The organism is Vibrio hepatarius (assembly GCF_001274785.1).
Taxonomy (GTDB): Bacteria; Pseudomonadota; Gammaproteobacteria; order Enterobacterales; family Vibrionaceae; genus Vibrio; species Vibrio hepatarius.
The window spans coordinates 717,677-734,475 of the sequence record NZ_LHPI01000001.1 but is presented as its reverse complement, the minus strand read 5'-3'; the positions used below and the strand labels follow the sequence as shown (position 1 = coordinate 734,475).

The 16,799-nt window shown below is 44.3% G+C and carries 17 protein-coding genes; 3 read left to right on the top strand and 14 right to left on the bottom strand.

Going from position 1 to position 16,799, the window contains the following annotated elements; genetic code table 11:
- Positions 1-876: 876 nt before the first annotated feature.
- Positions 877-1,017, top strand: a complete 141-nt coding sequence (locus tag AKJ31_RS22935; protein ID WP_157052302.1) for a hypothetical protein — start codon at positions 877-879, stop codon at positions 1,015-1,017.
- A 770-nt stretch (positions 1,018-1,787) separates the two neighbouring features.
- On the opposite strand, the gene AKJ31_RS22415 is transcribed toward AKJ31_RS22935, so the two are convergent.
- From AKJ31_RS22415 to AKJ31_RS03225, 9 genes are all read right to left on the bottom strand, one after another.
- The gene (locus AKJ31_RS22415; RefSeq protein ID WP_072161207.1) at positions 1,788-1,940 is read right to left on the bottom strand and encodes a YoaH family protein; all 153 of its coding nucleotides are present in this window, start codon (positions 1,938-1,940) and stop codon (positions 1,788-1,790) included.
- Between the two features lie 68 nt (positions 1,941-2,008).
- On the bottom strand, positions 2,009-3,148 hold the full coding sequence (locus AKJ31_RS03260) for a conjugal transfer protein TraF (protein WP_053407641.1): 1,140 nt from the start codon (positions 3,146-3,148) through the stop codon (positions 2,009-2,011).
- Between the two features lie 59 nt (positions 3,149-3,207).
- On the bottom strand, positions 3,208-4,080 hold the full coding sequence (locus AKJ31_RS03255) for a DUF2861 family protein (RefSeq protein ID WP_053407640.1): 873 nt from the start codon (positions 4,078-4,080) through the stop codon (positions 3,208-3,210).
- The gene (vxrB, locus tag AKJ31_RS03250; RefSeq protein WP_053407639.1) at positions 4,080-4,739 is read right to left on the bottom strand and encodes a response regulator transcription factor VxrB; all 660 of its coding nucleotides are present in this window, start codon (positions 4,737-4,739) and stop codon (positions 4,080-4,082) included. The genes AKJ31_RS03255 and vxrB overlap by 1 nt, the downstream gene beginning before the upstream one ends.
- Entirely contained in the window at positions 4,714-6,126 is a 1,413-nt protein-coding gene (gene vxrA, locus AKJ31_RS03245) for a sensor histidine kinase VxrA (RefSeq protein ID WP_157052301.1), read from the bottom strand. The genes vxrB and vxrA overlap by 26 nt, the downstream gene beginning before the upstream one ends.
- Before the next feature lie 187 nt (positions 6,127-6,313).
- A complete protein-coding gene (pntB, locus tag AKJ31_RS03240; protein ID WP_053407637.1) occupies positions 6,314-7,690 on the bottom strand; it encodes a Re/Si-specific NAD(P)(+) transhydrogenase subunit beta in 1,377 nt (458 codons plus the stop codon).
- 11 nt (positions 7,691-7,701) lie between these two features.
- Positions 7,702-9,249, bottom strand: coding sequence for a Re/Si-specific NAD(P)(+) transhydrogenase subunit alpha (gene pntA, locus AKJ31_RS03235; protein ID WP_053407636.1), 1,548 nt, complete (start codon positions 9,247-9,249; stop codon positions 7,702-7,704).
- 300 nt (positions 9,250-9,549) lie between these two features.
- Positions 9,550-9,831: an HlyU family transcriptional regulator gene (locus tag AKJ31_RS03230; RefSeq protein ID WP_053407635.1), complete on the bottom strand. Its 282-nt coding sequence runs from the start codon at positions 9,829-9,831 to the stop codon at positions 9,550-9,552.
- A 9-nt stretch (positions 9,832-9,840) separates the two neighbouring features.
- Positions 9,841-10,209 (bottom strand): late competence development ComFB family protein, encoded by a 369-nt coding sequence (locus AKJ31_RS03225; RefSeq protein ID WP_053407987.1) that lies wholly within the window; start codon positions 10,207-10,209, stop codon positions 9,841-9,843.
- 197 nt (positions 10,210-10,406) lie between these two features.
- On the opposite strand from AKJ31_RS03225, the gene AKJ31_RS03220 reads away from it, so the two are divergent.
- Positions 10,407-11,642, top strand: coding sequence for a GGDEF domain-containing protein (locus tag AKJ31_RS03220; protein WP_053407634.1), 1,236 nt, complete (start codon positions 10,407-10,409; stop codon positions 11,640-11,642).
- Here AKJ31_RS03220 and AKJ31_RS03215 read toward each other — a convergent pair.
- Together AKJ31_RS03215 and AKJ31_RS03210 are read right to left on the bottom strand one after the other, a co-directional pair.
- Positions 11,639-12,628 (bottom strand): Solitary outer membrane autotransporter beta-barrel domain, encoded by a 990-nt coding sequence (locus AKJ31_RS03215; protein ID WP_053407633.1) that lies wholly within the window; start codon positions 12,626-12,628, stop codon positions 11,639-11,641. The two genes, AKJ31_RS03220 and AKJ31_RS03215, sit on opposite strands and share 4 nt — an antisense overlap.
- Before the next feature lie 45 nt (positions 12,629-12,673).
- Complete coding sequence (locus AKJ31_RS03210; RefSeq protein WP_053407986.1) at positions 12,674-13,627, bottom strand: GGDEF domain-containing response regulator; 954 nt, start codon at positions 13,625-13,627, stop codon at positions 12,674-12,676.
- A gap of 145 nt (positions 13,628-13,772) precedes the next feature.
- On the opposite strand from AKJ31_RS03210, the gene AKJ31_RS03205 reads away from it, so the two are divergent.
- Entirely contained in the window at positions 13,773-14,210 is a 438-nt protein-coding gene (locus tag AKJ31_RS03205) for a DUF3069 domain-containing protein (RefSeq protein WP_053407632.1), read from the top strand.
- Positions 14,211-14,246: 36 nt separating this feature from the next.
- Here AKJ31_RS03205 and modC read toward each other — a convergent pair whose 3' ends face one another.
- The 3 genes from modC to modA are packed head-to-tail and all read right to left on the bottom strand — an operon-like array spanning position 14,247 to position 16,795.
- Positions 14,247-15,350 (bottom strand): molybdenum ABC transporter ATP-binding protein ModC, encoded by a 1,104-nt coding sequence (gene modC / locus AKJ31_RS03200; protein ID WP_053407631.1) that lies wholly within the window; start codon positions 15,348-15,350, stop codon positions 14,247-14,249.
- A gap of 1 nt (position 15,351) precedes the next feature.
- Positions 15,352-16,047 (bottom strand): molybdate ABC transporter permease subunit, encoded by a 696-nt coding sequence (gene modB / locus AKJ31_RS03195; RefSeq protein WP_053407630.1) that lies wholly within the window; start codon positions 16,045-16,047, stop codon positions 15,352-15,354.
- 1 nt (position 16,048) lies between these two features.
- The gene (modA, locus tag AKJ31_RS03190) at positions 16,049-16,795 is read right to left on the bottom strand and encodes a molybdate ABC transporter substrate-binding protein (RefSeq protein ID WP_053407629.1); all 747 of its coding nucleotides are present in this window, start codon (positions 16,793-16,795) and stop codon (positions 16,049-16,051) included.
- Positions 16,796-16,799 lie beyond the last annotated feature (4 nt).

The window sequence follows — 16,799 nt, the reverse complement described above, 5'->3', positions numbered from 1 at the left end:
TCAACAGATATCTACACATAATATTCCTGCCTTCAACAATTTTAAAGGACAAGGACGATACTTCTTCTTCAATAGCACAGCGATAAACTTCTTCGTGCGCTTCAGCTTTAGGTGAACCATGGACTGGATTCTGGCAGGGGGAAGCTTTTTCCGTGGCGTGTTGAGTCCCGTCAGTGAGTGACTCCAGCGTTCGTCTCGATTTGGTACTGACCTTCTCTACGTGCTGAGACCTTTGTATATTAGCCGTTGCGTACTGCTTGGCATTCGTTGCCAGTTCTGGCTAGTCTACGCTTCGCTATCCCTGCGGGGCTGTTCCCTGAACGCTGAAAAGGGATCGATAAACGATCCCTTTTCTATCCGTTCAGCTCTCTAGAAATTGCAGGACTGCAATTTTGTATCTGCGTATTATGGGAATTATGTGTACGGGCTTCACTTGCAAAGCGATTCTCTCTCCCCATCCGCACGAACTGCGCTCCGCTTGTCCGGCTGGGCTACGTCATTCGCCCACCCTTTGCGAATCGTTCAGGCCAGAGGCAATCCCTCAACATAATTCCAACCACATAATGCGCACTGAAAGTGATTGAGAAATTTAACAATGTCCGATTTGGGCAACTTAGAAATGTCCTCTTAGCCTACTGGATTTCCATTAGCTTGAGGACCGAAACCGATGCTAATGCCAATGATCGACCGAGACATCCTACGATTTAAAGTTTTTAAAGACCTACGTAAGTTGATGCTGCACAAGTGTTTCTTTTTGTTCGCATCAGTCGCCGGCTCACTCACGAACTATCGTTCGTTAATACCCAAACTTGAGAACCAATGTACTTTTAAACAAAGCTAGTCCGATTCATTAGCCCTGAAAAGGACACAGATAGCATGAAATACGCAAAGAAATATGTGCCTATGGTTGCCATTGCGACCGCCGTTGGTGGCGGTGTCGTTTGGGCAGCCTTCAACACCAAACTAGGCCGTAAAATCATGGGTAATCAAACCCTATCCGACAAGATTTGTGGGTAAGCCATGAGCAAGTTAATTGTTTCCCCTAGCCCTACGCTGTCAAAGCTCAATACCATTGATGGTATCGCGCCAGGCGAAACCGCTAAGGTGCATTTGCACGGTCCACGTTCCGCTTTTCGTTAACCGCCGATGAGATTTTCAATGCTAAGCAAAGTCATCGTGATAGCTCAGCGTTTTCGGTTCGTTGATTCTGAGCTACCAAAAGTGTTGTATTTCGAATCTAGTAAAGTCACTTAGAATACTTACTAAGTGACATTGTCACCATGTCATTCCTACCAACCACAGCCGCCATCATTTCATAGATACACTTTTGATCAGTTAGCTTCATACCATGTAGCCACAAAAAATAGTTTCAACTTTCATTGTTACACTGCCACACCACAGAATAATACTCTAGGTGAAAGTAAGCGCTTGCAGACATGAGTTACAGGTTTGTAATTTTGTTACAGCTAGCGATAACTCAAAAGCTACTGTAGCATAAAGTTCTTTTATAACTTGTTGTTTATATTGGCTTATTTACTTTTGGTTGGTGGTTTATTTGGGGTTGCATAAAACTTTCAAAAACGTATGAAACACTTAGATTGGTTGATTCTCAAGTATTCGGATTAGTGAATTCTGCTACTAATGACTAGTCGGATTATGGTTATAATGCGTATAGAGATAAGTGCAAATCACTAGTTTGGGGATAGACTCAAAAGACAAAAAAGCGGGCAGTTGTGAAAACAACTGCCCGCTTTAAACTGGGAGAAAAGAAATTGTGGTTAGCTACCCTACTCTGGTTTGCTAGCTGCTTGAGCTCGAATTTCTTCGGCGACCATTTTTATTGCTTGCGCAGTACTGATCCCTTCAGACATTAATTGCTGGATTTTCTCGACAGCTTTTTGCTGCTCTTCGTGGCTCAGTGTTGGTAAATCGTCAAACATTAAAAAGGCTCCTAATCAAATTAGGAGCCGACTATAGTACGAAACGGAGTTGAATGCTAGGCGCAGTTCTAATAGCTGGTTAAGAAGTTAACGTACGCACCCATCGAGTTTTCGTTGGTATAACTGGCACCGATATCCATCTGGAACAGGTTAAGTGGTGACAAACCAATACCAGCTGTCAAGGTATCGTCTAGGTCATCATAAGCTAGGTTGCGTTTCCAACCGGCACGTAGTTTCAACTGACGCAGAATATCAATTTCACCACCAACTCGAATCATTTGTGTGTTGTCATCGAAATCTGTGTAGCGCTCTGCTTCGTTAAGATCATAATCAACGCTAAGTGTTGCGTAATCACCGACTAAACCAAAACCAACCGTGTAAGATGGTCTCAATTCATAAGCGTACGTCTTGGAAGGATTTGATGGTAACGATTCAGTGTCAATGTCTCGGCCAACTAAGTTAGTCGCAGAGATACCAGCACGCAACGGGCCGTAAAACCAAACGAAACCAGCGTCTAAGTTAAAGACTGTTTCGCCCGTGTCATTTTCACGAATGTCTTTGATATCGTAACTTTCAAGGCTTGCTTCATAAACATAGGTGTATACACGCTGGATTTTAGGTGATACACCAAACGCAATATGTTGGCCAAGGAAGGTTTGATACTTGGCTAGCGCTAAGCCTACCTCAGCAACACCGACTGATACGGCTCTAACTCGGCTGTTATTCGCGTCTGCTACGGTATCTCCAGTATCTGGGATCTCCGGGCTAACAAATGATTCCGTATACGCTTTACCAAATAAGTTTGCAGCGACAAAACGGTTTGGCAATGCAAATGCAGCGGCAGCACCTAACTCAACTTTCAATTGGTCGCCACGCATATTATCTAAGGTAGTTTGAAGCTGTGAGGCTTTCGAAGGATCGGATGATGCCCCTTTGATTAAATCACTCGCATCGTCGATGCCGTCAATTAGTTCGCCATTGTCGGTGTAAGATCCACCAATACTTGGCAAGAGCATGCCGATGTCATCATTACGACGGTAAATAGCAGTAAGAGCTGGATTGTAAAAAGGAGCAGTGAGAAAGTTTGCTGATACAACCCCTACGCCACCCATAGCGTCACCACGGGCTTCAACTGCGTAGTTTGCAGCGGTTGCTGACGATGCGGTAATTGCCAGCGCGATTGGAAGTAATTTAATTGAGTTTTTCATGCCGATATCAAGTTCGCGTTATTTTTTAGTTATATCGGCATATTCTCCAATAAATTTAGTTAATCCTCTAGAGAAACGTCGTACGTTTTGCTAATCATTTGGGATTGCTCAACAATTATCGGACCTTGCCACCGAACATGGTTCACTGCAACGGCCAAAACATAGCGTCCAGGTGAGACTGTATTGGGAGCGATCACGTTTGGATAGTCAGATTCATAAGTGCTATTCCAAACTCGATTGTATTTCCCATCGACGTAGTCATAAATAGAAGTATCGAGTTTAGGTAATGGACAGTGTGGGTTTAACAGAGCATTTCTCTCCACTTTCCATTTGTCTTTGGACTGCCATCTTACGGATACTTTTGCTTGAGGTTCGCCCAATACCAGCCAAGAACTCCAAGAGGTTTGGTCCGCCGCGGTAACGTCAATTCTATATAATCCCATCTTCAAACGACTATTAAGGTTATAACGCTTAGTATATTCAGTGACAGTGTCACCAATTGCATTTGAAGTTAGCGTATTATCAGAAGAAATAGAACGCGACACCCATTTGGTTAAGGTGACATCAGACAGCTCTTTCTGTGACTCAACTTTGATTGTCGCGCGATATGAGTCTCGGCCTGGGCTTTGGATGTCGGTTCGACGAACAGTGACGCTATCGAGCCAGGTGGGCAATGGTTTGGTATCTAAACCTTTTCCACAATCCACTTGTAAAGACTGAAGAAAAAGTTCATTAAGATGAGGAGCGAGAGTTTGATTTTTCTCTAACTGCCACACTTCGACGAGCGAAGAAAACATCGCCGGCAAGTCATTGTTGAGAAGATGCTTATGTGCTTGCGTTAGAGGTGTATTACTCTGAAACCAAGGACTATCTTGAGCTGAGATAGATGCACTCATTGCGAGTGCACCTAGTAATACGTATTTCTTTACCATTACGCTTTCATTTTGTAGCCAACACCGCGTAGAGTTTCAATCTCTAAGCCAGGAAGCTTCTGACGCAACTGCAATACGTGGGTATCAACAGTACGTGTTGTTGGGAAATGGTTGTAACCCCAAACATGATCCAATAGTTCGTCACGAGTAAATACGCGACCAAGGTTGCTTGCAAGGAACAACAGTAGATCGAATTCAGTACGCGTTAGCGTAATTGACTCTTCTTTATAGAAAACTTCTCGTGTTGCTTTGTCGATCACAAGGTGCTCTGTTTTCACTTTCGAATCGTCTTGTAGTTCGCTTTCTGGTGCACGTAACTGTGCACGAACACGAGCAAACAACTCTGCTTCTGCAAATGGCTTGGTCAAGTAGTCGTTCGCACCAGCATCTAAGCCCATTACTTTGTCTTTTACTGTAACAAGTGCAGTCAGCAAAATAACAGGAACGTCTTTTAGCTTCTTCCATTCTGGAAGGTGTTGAACTGAATCACCATCTGGCAATTGTCGGTCTAGAATAACGAGATCTGCTTTATCCCAATACTGGGCAACATCCGCGATAGTTTCTGAATGAAAGCACTCGTATCCCGCTTGTTCAAGGCTGACCAATAGGCCATCAGCTAAGTTTTTATCATCTTCAACGAGAAGCAGTGTCTGTTTCACAAGGTATCTCCAAAATAAACGTTGTTGGTGGTCCTATAAGCGACATTTTACCGCCCATGCGAGTCACCATCGATTCAACGATTGTTAAACCTAATCCTAATCCACTCTTGCTTACGAAAGGCTTACGTAATTGTCGCCAGTCTTTCTTTGTTAAGTGGCCTTGGTCAATAACTTTTACAGTGATCATCTGCTTAGAAGTGATAACTTCTAACGTCACGGGTGCCACACCGTATTTCACTGCGTTGCGTATCAAGTTGTCGATACAGGTACCAAGCCAGTAAACATTTAGCTTGGCAGCAATATCGTTATTAATAATGAAGTCGATGTCGTTAGAAAACTCTTCCTCGACTTTATACTCCAACCACTCTTGCACCGATGGTACCCATTCTGTGGCAAGAGGCTTACTGTCTGACTGCAAATAATCTTTACTTGCTTCTGCCAGCTGTCGCAATCTACGTGAATCTTCACATAGACGACGGAACTCATCATATACTGATTCGGGCAGTTTCTCGAATTCTCTTCTGAATCCTTCCACTGTCAACGACAAACTGGCGATTGGCGTTCGCAGTTCGTGCGTTAGAATTTGTAAGATGAGCATTCGACTTCTCATCTCTTGTCGCTTGGTATTCCAGCGATAAGCAGACCATCCGATCACCAATAAGATATTGGCAATCACCAGCGCGACCATGGTCACGCGCAGAATATCTGAACTGTCTTTTACGTCCCAACAAAGATTTCCCCGTTGGACAAAACAACTGTTGGATTCGTTCCGTAAAGTGAACTGAAGTCCGGCTTCATCGACATTTTTAGACCAAACATTCGCAGGATATACGAGATAGCTATCATTTTGTCGTAGCCACAGTTCATTCCGTTCCAAAAACATGCTGGAGCCAGCGATCAACGCGAGAATCGTATCTTCGTTCATGCGTTGCAGTCGCCCTAACAAGCTATTTTCAGTCGCCAGTGGTCGCTCTTTGATGTGCATGTATTGTGTCAGCTGCTCACTTCTATCGGGATGAACCGCTGCATAGCGACTAGCATAAGTACCACCACCTGGGTGGATAAGTGCACTTCTCGCGAACCATTTCTCGCTTAGTTTGTTTCCATTACACATTGCACGGGTAAACACGAGCGGTTCGGTAACTAGCGGACTAAGCGGTAATTTCCCAGTACAGCTCTGAGCTAGCGAATATAACCTCTGAATATCACGCAATGGGTAGACGGAAGTTTGCGGTAGCATTGATTCTGGCGTCAACAAACGTGTTGGATAGTCAGACTGTAAGTTTCGGATGTCGTAAGACACGATCGAGTCTGATTCATCAAATGAATCCATAAACGTGTCGATGCGCTCTGGCAGAGAGTTAGCTTGTGCGCTAGCCACTCCCATCGAGAAACATACGAAAACTAATTTAAGTGCAGCCTTAATCAATGCAAATATTCGCTAAATCAGTGAGTTAGGTAAAAAGTCGAAACATTATGCCAAAAATATAAATTTATAATGTGATATCTGTGTCAATAATGTTTTAACAAAAAAGAAGCCAGCTAAATGCTGGCTTCAAGTTAGTTTTATGAGTTTACAGAGCTTTCGATATTGCGTCCACACTATCCTTCGCGTCCCCAAATAGCATTTGGGTATTCTCTTTGAAGAACAATGGGTTTTGTACGCCAGCGTAACCTGTATTCATTGAGCGCTTGAATACGATAACGTTTTTCGCGTTCCAAACTTCCAGTACAGGCATGCCTGCAATTGGGCTGTTCGGGTCTTCTTGCGCCGCTGGGTTAACCGTATCATTGGCACCGATAACCAATACCGTATCAGTTTCACTGAAGTCGTCGTTGATCTCGTCCATTTCAAGCACGATATCGTATGGCACCTTCGCTTCCGCTAGCAGTACGTTCATGTGACCTGGTAAGCGACCCGCAACCGGGTGGATACCAAAGCGAACGTTGATGCCTTGAGCACGCAGCTTTTCAGTGATCTCGTGAACTGGGTACTGAGCTTGCGCTACTGCCATGCCGTATCCCGGAGTGATGATGACTGATTTAGAGTTCTTCAGCATCTCTGCCACTTCTTCTGCAGACGCTTCACGGTGCTCGCCGTGGTCAACGTCGCCAGAAATCACTACTTCTTGACCGAAACCGCCAGCAATAACACTCACAAATGAACGGTTCATTGCTTTACACATGATGTAAGAAAGAATTGCACCTGATGAACCAACTAGAGCACCAGTTACGATCAATAGGTCGTTCGCTAGCATGAAACCTGCTGCCGCTGCCGCCCAACCTGAGTACGAGTTAAGCATGGACACCACAACTGGCATATCTGCACCGCCGATAGATGCAACCAGATGGTAACCAAATGCAAACGCAATCAAGGTCATTACGATCAGAGCAAACATGCTGCCATCTGCTTTCACGAAGTAGATCATTAGCAGTGTTGAAACGACAATCGCCGCCAAGTTCATTTTGTGTTTGTGCGGAAGGTTAAGCGGTGACGATGAAATAATGCCGCGTAGCTTACCAAACGCTACAACCGAACCTGTAAAGGTAACCGCACCGATGAATACGCCCAAGAACACCTCAACCATATGGATAACGTGCTCTGCGTGCGTCGCAACTTGTGGCGCATCTAAGTAGCTGTTGTAACCAACTAATACTGCTGCCATACCCACAAAGCTGTGTAGAATCGCAACAAGTTCAGGCATTTCGGTCATTTCCACTTTCTTCGCGAAATGGATACCGATACCACCACCGATCACCATAGCAACGATGATCCAAACTAATCCTTGAGAATCTGGGCCAAAGATCGTCGCGATCAACGCGATCGCCATACCCGCGATACCATAGTAGTTACCTGACCTTGCAGATTCCTGCTTTGATAATCCCGCGAGACTTAAAATAAAGAATAATGCAGCAACAATATAAGCTGCTTGTACTAATCCTGCAGACATCTTGTTACTCCTTAATCTTTACGGAACATTTCAAGCATGCGCTTGGTTACGGTGAAACCACCAAATATGTTGATACTTGCGATAAGTACGGCAATGAAAGACAAGAAAGAGACTACGCCATTTCCTTGACCAATTTGCAGTAATGCACCAACAACGATAATGCCCGAAATCGCATTCGTAACAGACATCAGTGGCGTATGTAGAGCGTGTGTCACGTTCCAAACCACGTAGTAGCCCACGACACAAGCGAGAACAAAGACAGTGAAGTGCGACAAGAATGCTGCCGGAGCAACAGACGCAACCCATGCAAATGCGCCAACAGCGGCAACCAATGCAGCGATTTTTTTCGCTGGTGAAGTTGGTTCTTTTACTTTTGGCTCTGGTTTAACTTGTGCTTGAGCTGGTTTTTGCTCTGGTTGAGCAGACACCTGAATAGGTGGAGCCGGCCAAGTCACCTCGCCTTCTTTAACCACGGTTACACCGCGTAGAACCACATCTTCAAAGTCAATGTTGATGTTGCCATCTTTTTCTTTGCTAAGTAGTTTCAGCAAGTTGACGATGTTAGTTGCGTAAAGTTGAGAAGATTGCGTTGGTAAGCGACCAACCATATCGGTGTAGCCAATGATCTTAACGCCGTTAGCAGTCGTGATCACTTTGTCCGCCACTGTGTATTCGCAGTTACCACCGTTAGCCGCAGCTAAGTCAACGATAACGCTGCCAGCTTTCATTGAATCAACCATCTCTTTGGTGATCAATTTAGGCGCAGGGCGACCAGGAATCAGTGCGGTTGTAATAATGATATCAACGTCTTTTGCTTGCTCAGCGTAAAGCTCAGCCGCTTTTTTGTTGAATTCATCTGACATTTCTTTTGCGTAGCCGTCGCCAGCGCCTGAGTCTTCTTTGAAGTCGACCTCAAGGAACTCAGCACCCATCGACTGAACTTGCTCTTTTACTTCAGGACGAACGTCGAAAGCACGAACGATTGCACCAAGGCTACCAGCAGCACCGATAGCCGCCAAACCAGCCACACCAGCGCCTGCTACAAGTACTTTTGCTGGTGGCACTTTACCTGCCGCCGTGATTTGACCAGTGAAGAAGCGACCGAATTCATGTGCAGCTTCAACAACAGCGCGGTAACCTGCGATGTTCGCCATTGACGATAGAGCATCAAGTGATTGTGCACGTGAAATACGCGGTACAGAGTCCATCGCAAGCACGTTAATGTTTTTGCTAGACAGTTTTTCCATTAATTCAGGATTCTGAGCTGGCCAGATAAAGCTGATTAATGTCGCGCCTTCCTTGAGTAGTGCAATTTCATCTACGGGTTCAGTTAAAGGGGCATTAACTTTTAAAATCAGGTCTGAACCCCAGACATCATCTTTGGATCCGACTTTTGCTCCAGCAGCTTCAAAAGCCGCATCGTCAAAACTCGCTAATTCCCCCGCTCCGGTTTCGACAACGACCTCGAAACCCAATTTCAATAACTGCTCGACCGACTTTGGCGATGCAGCCACTCGCGTCTCACCTGCGAGTATTTCTTTTGGCACACCAATTTGCATTAGCTATTCCTTGACTATTGGCAACAATGATTATTTTGATTCTTTATCCAAACAATTTTATACACTTAAACCAACCTATAGAAAAATAGGTAAATCATCATTACATATAACTGTTGGTAATGAACCATTCTGCTTATAGAACTGTTTTAAACAAGACCTAACGAACTACGCGGAGGTCAAACCAGTAAAGCAAACGGCTATCAAAACAATAGATTATCTCATCGCGCATGAAAAAAGAGCCACCAGCATAACGACTAATGGCTCTTAAAATTATGATGTTTGTCAACTTTGGCAGGTATCTTATTGAAAAATGCTATCGCCCATTTGATCGATAAACATTTGCGCCTTTTTCAGCATAAACTCATCTGCGTCACTTTGAGTTGGCAACAGATCAGAACGTATAAATTTGTGGGTTTTTACTTCCCCATCAATTTCCTTGGTAATTCGCCCTGCGATTCTAAATTGCCCACCTTCCCCAATGGCTTCTTGGTAAATTAAGAAACCTTTGTATTCGATCGGATCTACCTCTATTTGGGTTGGTTGAGTGTTTTTGTTACCAAATAAGCGAGAAAACAGTCCCACAATATCTCCTTATCGTTTCGTATTGCGCGGCAAAATTGGCGTTTCGTACCATTCCAACTCTTTATCTTCATCAAATTCAGGTTTGGTAAAAACAGCCGGAACGTCGGCGCGATTACTGCGTGGATCATTAATGATCATTTCTTTTGCGACATCTAACGCCGTTAAAGCCGAATTCTTTAAGGCGACTAAACGGCTTTCAGGAAGCGAAGAAAGAAAATCAACATCATGCCGAATGTAAACTGGCTTCAATTGATTTAATGCAATACATGCCATGTCTGCTAGCTGATCGTCGTCAAATCTATCACTAAACTCAGGTTGTGCAAGTGCTTGACCTACCAAAGTTTCCATGTAGTTATGTACATCTTCGCTAATTTGCATACGCATATAGTTCCTATCAAGAGTCTTGTCAAAAACAAGCGAACGTAAGTATCGGCTTTGAGCATATTTTGTTCATAAATTATTCATACGCTCAAATTTATATTGTTAGTTTAGTAAAAAGCTTGGAAATTCAATAAATCAAAGTATTCTAGACAACTTAACATTAACGATTTACTAGTACTTCCAGGCTAATTCCAATGTCTTTTTCTGTCGTCACATCAAATTGGTTTCGTTTGACGTTACCGTTATTGTTGTTGGCGTTCGTCTATCTTGGACTTGATTCCATCATCGATTTTACTAAGTCCAACCTTGGTATTCTGTCGAATTTGCCGTTTGTACTGTTTTTCTGTTGCTTAGCGCTTTCTTATGCATTCAAACAGAACCACATCGCTATGGTCTCGTGCGCAATGCTCACAGCCTACTGGTTTATCCAAGAAAGACTACAATCACCTCTTTCAACTGGAACGACGATCTTAGAACTGTCGTTATTGGCCGCACTGCTGCCTGTAACCTTAGTATTAGTCTTTGTTTTCAAGCGCAACTCGACTTTTATTAAGTCCCTAGTGCTTTATTTGATGACACTAGGCTGCATCGTAATGTGGTGTTACTTAATCTTGACCCACTTTTATGATGGTGGCTTTGAGAACATCAACGACACTTTCTTATTCGTCGTACCAACAGTCTCGAAACTACCACTGATTCTTGTGTTGTATTCATCAACTATGGTATTGGTTTTTGCTATGTTTGTTATGAGCTTAAACCGTATATCAGACGTTGTCATCTACTCCGCGTGTTTATTGTCTTCAGTGACATTCATTTTTTTCCACATTCCTCATATCTCCAGCATGATGTTTTCACTTTCTGGCGTGTTGATGCTTACTTATTTACTCTCTGCAAGTCATGAACTGGCGTTTAAAGACCAATTGACCAATATACCTGGACGGTTAGCGTTGGAGTCGGATCTCCGTCACTTAGGTAGACGTTACACTATCGCTATGATCGACATTGACCACTTTAAGTCATTTAATGATACCTATGGGCATGATACAGGTGATGACGTGTTACGTTTGGTCGCGAGTCAAATGGAACGTGTTGGTGGTGGTGCGCGTATTTATCGATATGGAGGTGAGGAATTTACCGTTCTGTTCAAAGGGAAAACAGCGGAACAAGCCAAAGTTCACCTTGAAAACCTTCGTGCGTCCGTTGAAGCCTATGATCTAGTATTGCGTGATGTCGATAACCGTCCAAAAGATGAAAAAGAAGGGGCGAAAAAGCGCAGTGGTCAGCGCAAAGGTGAAGTGACCAACATTACGATCAGTATTGGCGTTTGTGATAGCACTAAAGCTAAAGGCGTTTACCAAGTGATGAAAAGTGCCGATGTCGCGCTATATTTGGCCAAACAAAAAGGCCGCAACCAAGTTTGTTTTACTTAATCGATTTGGTTAAAGAAGAAAACAATACTTCCGCCTTTAAATGCGCTTCCGTAGTTGATACTCAATCCTAAGCCAACGTTGTCTATCCAAGACGATTCAAACGGCGGTGTCAGTAACCAACCTATAGACCCTTCGTAATAGTGAGGCGTATCCAACGGTTCGTCTGTGTCGCCGCCCAAGTCGATTCTTCTCAAGCTAGCATAAACCGACTGGACGCTTGGCCCCCAACGAGTCACGTTATAGTACATTTCAATCCCATTAGCGGTGTACCAGCCTTCTGGGTTGCCAATATCACCTAGGTTAGCTTCCCCCCAGCCAGTGCCGTAAAAATAGTGGAACGCAGAAGAAAAGTTCCAACTGCCCCATTCTGTCGGCTTAGTATATTTTGCTTCAACATGAGGCTCATAGCTCAGCGCCCATGCATCGGTATTGAATAGCACGTCATCCAATACAGGCTGTGCGACTTGGCGGGAAAATTCGCTTTTGTAATCGTGTTCGTTTCGGAAATACTGCAAATGCAGACCAATCCCCGGAGTGAGTGTCCACCCATCGGTAAGTTGATAGCGGTATCGATAGGCGGCGAACGCGCCAAATACGTATTGGTCGTTATAATCCGCTGGGTCTTGTGATCTCAAACTAAAATCTTGTTCAGAGCGGATAATGGAGAAGCGAGTAAAGAACGAGTGTTTATGCGGGTCGTTTTCATCACTTAGTTCAAATGAATACGGTAACGTGGAAACAGCGACTTGCTGGCGCAAAGACACCGATTCGTCCGAACCGATGGCTTCATTTTCCAGACTGAACCATTCATTTGGGTCAAAATCATGAATGCCGACAGTAAACACGTCACTATCGGTTAATACAATAGAGGTAGCGAATGTCTGCTCTACATAGGTTCTAACAGAGTTATACCCTTCTGCCAAAGAAACAACAGGCAAACCGCAATATAAAACAACAATATAGCGTGAAGGAAAAAGCTTCTTCATATAAGTCTTTTGTAATTGTCAGCGTATTAATAAGACCAATTGGCGTCAGTCTGCCAACTCGTAGCAGTCCCTACCTGCTAATTTAGCACGATACAGTGCTTTATCTACCCGAGAATAAATCTCTTCGGTGGTTTCATGACCCGTTGGCTCAATAAAGAGAAGTCCTTGTGACACGGTAACTAAATAAGAGGTTTCACTGAAGTCATGCGGTATTGCCAGTCCTTCAAGCGCTCCTTTTATTCGTTGCGCATCTTCTATCAGTTTTTCTCGGCTTGGGTGGCTGAGCAAAATAATAAACTCTTCACCGCCATACCGCCCTACTATTTCACTGCTACGCACAAACAGCTCGGACAGCGCGTTGGAGATCAAAACCAAGCACTTATCACCTTCGATATGCCCGTAATTATCGTTGTACGCTTTGAAGTGGTCGACATCGAGTAAGATGACGCTAAGCGGTAGACCGTAACGTCCGTTAGTAGCGATCATCTCTTGGAATTTTTGGTCAATATAACGACGATTCGCGACTTTAGTTAATCCGTCTTCTTGCGCCAAGCGCGCCAGCTCTTCATTCGCTTTCGCGAGTGCTCGTGTTTTTTGCTTTAACTCACGTCTCATAAACGCGATACGTTGCATCGCGATAAGCTTGGAGTTCAGAACGACTTTATCCACTGGCTTGATCAGGTAATCATCCCCACCGGCCTCAATTGCACTGGCGATCATCGTTGGCTCATCATGACTGCTTAGGAAGATAATCGGAACCCATTCAGGATACATAGCGCGGATTTTAGCCGACAACTCAAAGCCATCCATATCCGGCATTGAAATATCCAGAAGAATGACTTCAGGCTCGAAATCAGCGTAGATCGCGAGCGCTTCATGACCTGAGCTTGCCGTCTCTACGATATGACCAAGTTGTTTTAGACGAATAGCCAATTGCATACGCTCTAGTTGAACATCGTCCACTAGCAGTATCTTCATCGATGAGCCAGATGCTAGCATCATACTGTTTATTCATTCTCTGTTAAATCAAATGCATATGACAAATGATACTCTACACCGGTGGAATCAGCCAATCATGGTTGACATTTATCGCCATTTTTTTACGATAGCGCCGACACATACACACTTTTAAGAGAAATAGATAATGTCTGACGTTAATCAACCAGAACAACCAACAGTCGACCTCGCTACGGTTTCTGCTGAACTTCGCCAAGTAATTGAATTTGATGAAGTGCCGGAAGCGATGCACTACATGGTAACGTCAATCCACGAAGTTTCAGAAGAAGCGGTTCGTGAAGCATGGGAAGAGCTGCCTAACAGTGCTCAAAACGTTCTAGATAACTTCGAGCAGTTCCATGCACTTATTTCAGTAAGTCAGGCATTTGCAGGCATCAACGTGATGGAAGAGTTCCCGACTCTAAAATTACCGGAAGGCATGACAGATGAAGAGAAAGAAGAGTACCGTGCGCAGCTACTAGACCAAGTTCTTCACAACTGCGTGAAAGACATGGTTAAGCAAATTAAGAAAGCGCGCCGCGACCCTATCTTAAAGCGTGACTTCACTGACGTGTTCGCGAAGTAACCGATAAAAAAACGCCGCAGAGATGCGGCGTTTTTATTAAGACAATACCACGTCTTTTTGCGTCACACTGACGCCTTTGATTTGAGTGAAGACATCCATTCCGACTTTAAGATCTAAGTCGTCACATGCCCAACCAGTAATGGTTGCAACGAGCAAACAGCCTTCAGCGAGCTTAATGGTCACTGAGACGCTCTTTTTGTCCTCACCGTGGCTATGCGCCTCTATACTGGATATCACGCCTTTAAGCACGTTACGTATCGAAGTTCGGCTTGGTGGATCAAGCACAAGGGAAACGTCATTGGCTCGAACTTGCAAACGTACACTGCTTCCTGGCTCGCCTTCAATCTTCTGCACCCACAAGTTGACCTCTGGCGCCAATTGAACTTGAGAAAGCGCATATTCGTGATTGTGCTTTACAACATGGGCTTCAAACAGCGAGCTCCTCTCAGAGAACGACTGCCAGGGTTTCATTTCATTCGACGCCCACACTTCTTCCAGTGTCCCGCACGCGGCGACCTTGCCGTTATCAATCACAACTAAGTTCTGCGCCAAACGTAAAACTTCGTTGAGGCTATGAGATACATAAATAATTGGCACTTCAATGCTATGCGCAAGTTGCTCAAGAAACGGCAGCACTTCTCTTTTTCGTGGTAGATCCAATGACGCGAGTGGCTCGTCCATCAACAAGATATCAGGTTTAGATAGCAAAGCTCGACCAATCGCCACACGTTGCTTTTCGCCGCCAGACAGTTGATGAGGGAAACGGTGTAGCAATGGTTCAAGTGCTAACAGCTCGATGATTTGTTGGTAATAAGCTTGGTCCAGTTTAGCGGCACCATACAACAGATTTCCCTTCACCTTAAAATGCGGGAACAAACGTGCGTCTTGGAACACATAACCCACGTTGCGCTTATGGACAGGAACATCAATGCCTGCCTGGGAATCGAATAAATGACGGCCATTGATATCGATAACACCACTGGATGGCGTTTTTAGACCAGCAACCACATTGATCAGTGATGTTTTTCCCGCTCCAGAGCGCCCAAAAATCGCTGAAATACCTTTCGCGGGTAGCTTCAGGTCGATATCAAAGAATTGCGTGCCTAGCTGCTGCTGGTAACGTATTTGAATTCCGGTCATATCAGCCTCTTAAACGCTTGTGCGTATAGCGTGACATCCACTCAGAGAGCATCATAGACGCTAAAGCAATCACAATCGATATGATGCACAAACGCATCGCTTCGGTTTCAGAGCCTGGGGTTTCGATAAAACTGTACATTGCCAAAGGAATGGTTTGCGTTTCTCCAGGAATATTAGAAACGAAGCTGATGGTTGCGCCAAATTCGCCAAGGCTGCGAGCAAATGACAGCATAGTGCCAGTGATGATACCCGGAGCAATAAGAGGCAAAGTGATAGTAAAAAACACTTTGACAGGTGAAGCTCCAAGCGTTGCTGCCGCTTGTTCGAGTTTGTGGTCAACACTTTCAAGACTCAAACGAATCGAACGAACCATTAGTGGCAAAGCGACGACGATGCACGCCAGTACCGCACCCTTCCAGTTGAACGAGAATACAATCCCTAAACTGTCGTATAGCCATTTACCTACAACGCCCTGTCGTCCCATTGAAATCAGTAGCAAATAACCAATCACAACAGGTGGCAATACCAAAGGTAAGTGAATTACGCTATCGAGCAGGTTTTTACCAATGAATTCCTTTTTCGCTAATACCCAAGCGATCCCTACGCCTAAAGGAATGAGCCAAACTATGGTGTATGTCGCGACGCGCAAACTCAACAAAAGAGCTTGTGTTTCATAGTCTGTTAGAAAATCGAACATATTAGTTAAAACCAAACTTAGCTAGAGTTTCTTTACCGGATTGGCTAATAACAAACTGGTTAAAAGCTTCTGTCAACTGTCTGTCATTCAATGTCGCCATTGGATAAGTGATTTTCTGATGGGACGATTCCGGCAATGTCGCAAGGATAGTAACTTTATCGCTGAGCAACGCATCAGTTCGATATACAATGCCTAAGCTTGCTTCTTGTCGTTCTACTAGTGCCAAAGCAATACGTACGTTGTTGGTTGGTGCCAATTTATCACTCAGTGGCTCCCACAGTTTCATGCTTTGTAGTGATTCTTTTGCGTACATTCCTGCAGGAACCGCGTCAGGTTGGCCAATGGCTAGTCGGCTATCACCTACGAGATTTAACCATGAATCGACATTGGTCTGGTCTAAACTCTCTTTATTCTGTTTTGCTGTGATCACAACTAAGCTATTTGATGCGATATTAGTGACACTGTCACTCTTGGTGGCTCCCTGTTCTACAAGGTATTGTGCCCATTTTTGATTAGCTGAAATGAAAATATCGGCAGGTGCGCCATGGGCCAGTTGTCTAGCCAACGAAGAACTCCCAGCAAACACTGTCGTCACAACTACATCCTGCTGCTTTTCAAACTGTTCAACAAGCTCTGTTACTGCGTTCGTCATTGATGACGCTGCGTAAATAGTAAGCTTCTCTTTTGCGTTTGACGCGAAACTGATACCGAGCAATACAGGGATGAGTATCGATTTGTGTATTTTCATTGAG